Here is a 1,608-nt window from a genome sequence, read left to right as displayed (position 1 = left end):
TGTCAAAGCCAGATTCAAATGTCCGCTTTCTGGCCAAGTTCAAATGTCCGCTTTTAGGGGTTGGAAATCTGTCTCTCAGCCGGTTTTTAATCACGCAGTGTCGAAGGATGGCGTTTGAACTGGCAGGGCGCTTACGCCTGTTCCACCGTCTCTTGCAGACCGCCGGCCAGGTTTTCGGGATTGCGGTTTTGCCTGTCTTTGCCGGGCAAGATCCTCGATCGTATTTTCGATGTCGGCCTGAGTGAACTCGCGCTGTTTCTTCTTGCCCGTCGTACGACTTTGGATTTTGGTCGGAGCGCCCAGATGGCTTCGGGAGGGCGCCTTGCCGATGCGCTGGTTATCGCGCTGTGCCTGGATCGCCTGCGAGACCTGGAGCACGTGGCCCAGTCTCTTGTGTTCAACGACCGCGGCCTGATCAACCTCGGCGAGCCGGTCGTACTGCCTGCACGTCAGAACACGGCCGTCCCCCCGGAGTTCGATCCGCCCGTCCGGGTATTCCCAGACCTCGATATACCGATCAATCAGCTTACGGTGCTCTGGCGTGTCGTTCAGCAGGTACATGACCTTGTCGTATTGCACCGTCAGCGACTTCGTCACCTTGCGCGATTCCCGCCAGGTAAGTATGGCATCAAGGCTTTCGTCAGCGCGAAGCGGCCGATGTGCGTCGAAACTGCTCCTGGGCGGCTTGGCGAAACGCGCGTTATAGGCCGCCATGAAGGCTGGTGCGTATGCATTGGCCTGGGCGACCGTGCTGATGCCACGCAGCCGAAGCTCCTTGACCAGGCGATCCTGCAGCGTTAGATGCGCGCGCTCGACGCGGCCTTTGGCCGAACTGCTGTTCGCGCAGAACGTATCGATATTCAGTTCGTACATGGCACGGCCAAAGTGGGTCACGCTATTGCCATCCTTGTTCGCGCCCGTCTTGCGAAACACGCTGTACTTGTCACTGTAGAACGCGCCGGGTTTGCCGTACTGTTCAATGTAAGTCCGCGTCGCTTCAAAGTAGCTGAACGTCGATTCCGTCGCCGTGAAATGCAATGCCATCAGCCGGCTCGTCGCATCGTCGACGTACACCAGCAGTGCGCACGCGGGCGCCCGATCCTCAAACCACCGATGATCGCAACCGTCGATCTGGATCAGTTCGCCCAGACAGGCGCGCCGCGCCCGCGGCTGGTAGATCTTCGGCGGACGTTGACGGCGCGGCACCCACAGCTGGGCATCCATCATCAATTGCCGGACCGTTTCCTTCGCCAGGCGGATGCCGTGGCATTCACGCAGCTTCTCGCAGGCCAGTGTCGGCCCGAAATCCTCGTAGCGATCCCGGATGATCGAGATGGCCCGATCGGCTGTCACTGCGTCCAGGCGGTTGTTGCTGGGCTTCGAGCGTCGACGCGACACGAGCCCCGGCGCTCCGTGGTCACGCAGTCGGCCGACCAGTCTCCGGATCTGCCGCGTCGTCAACCCGAGTCGCTCGGCCGCTCGCGACGGTTTGAGCTTGCCGTCCACCACGTCCTGAATGACCTTGAATCTGTCCAGCTCTCGCATCGTCATCGTTATCCGTTCTATCACTGCCATCGAAGCTCCCCGTGCCGGACAACCGGCGGCGGG

At 60.6% G+C, this 1,608-nt stretch carries 1 protein-coding gene; it reads right to left on the bottom strand.

Annotation, left to right across the window (positions count from 1 at the left end; all coding sequences use genetic code 11):
• Positions 1 to 90: 90 nt before the first annotated feature.
• Positions 91 to 1,575 (bottom strand): ISNCY family transposase, encoded by a 1,485-nt coding sequence (locus PQR02_RS40335; RefSeq protein WP_408243370.1) that lies wholly within the window; start codon positions 1,573 to 1,575, stop codon positions 91 to 93.
• Positions 1,576 to 1,608 lie beyond the last annotated feature (33 nt).

The organism is Paraburkholderia sediminicola (assembly GCF_046026895.1).
In the GTDB taxonomy this organism is placed as follows: domain Bacteria; phylum Pseudomonadota; class Gammaproteobacteria; order Burkholderiales; family Burkholderiaceae; genus Paraburkholderia; species Paraburkholderia sediminicola_C.
Note: the sequence above shows the minus strand (reverse complement) of the source record. Positions and strands in the feature narration are given on the sequence as shown.

What these genes read in the sequence shown, in the direction of transcription:
- PQR02_RS40335 (WP_408243370.1), bottom strand. Translation starts at nt 1,575, where the DNA reads ATGGCAGTGATAGAACGGATAACGATGACGATGCGAGAGCTGGACAGA.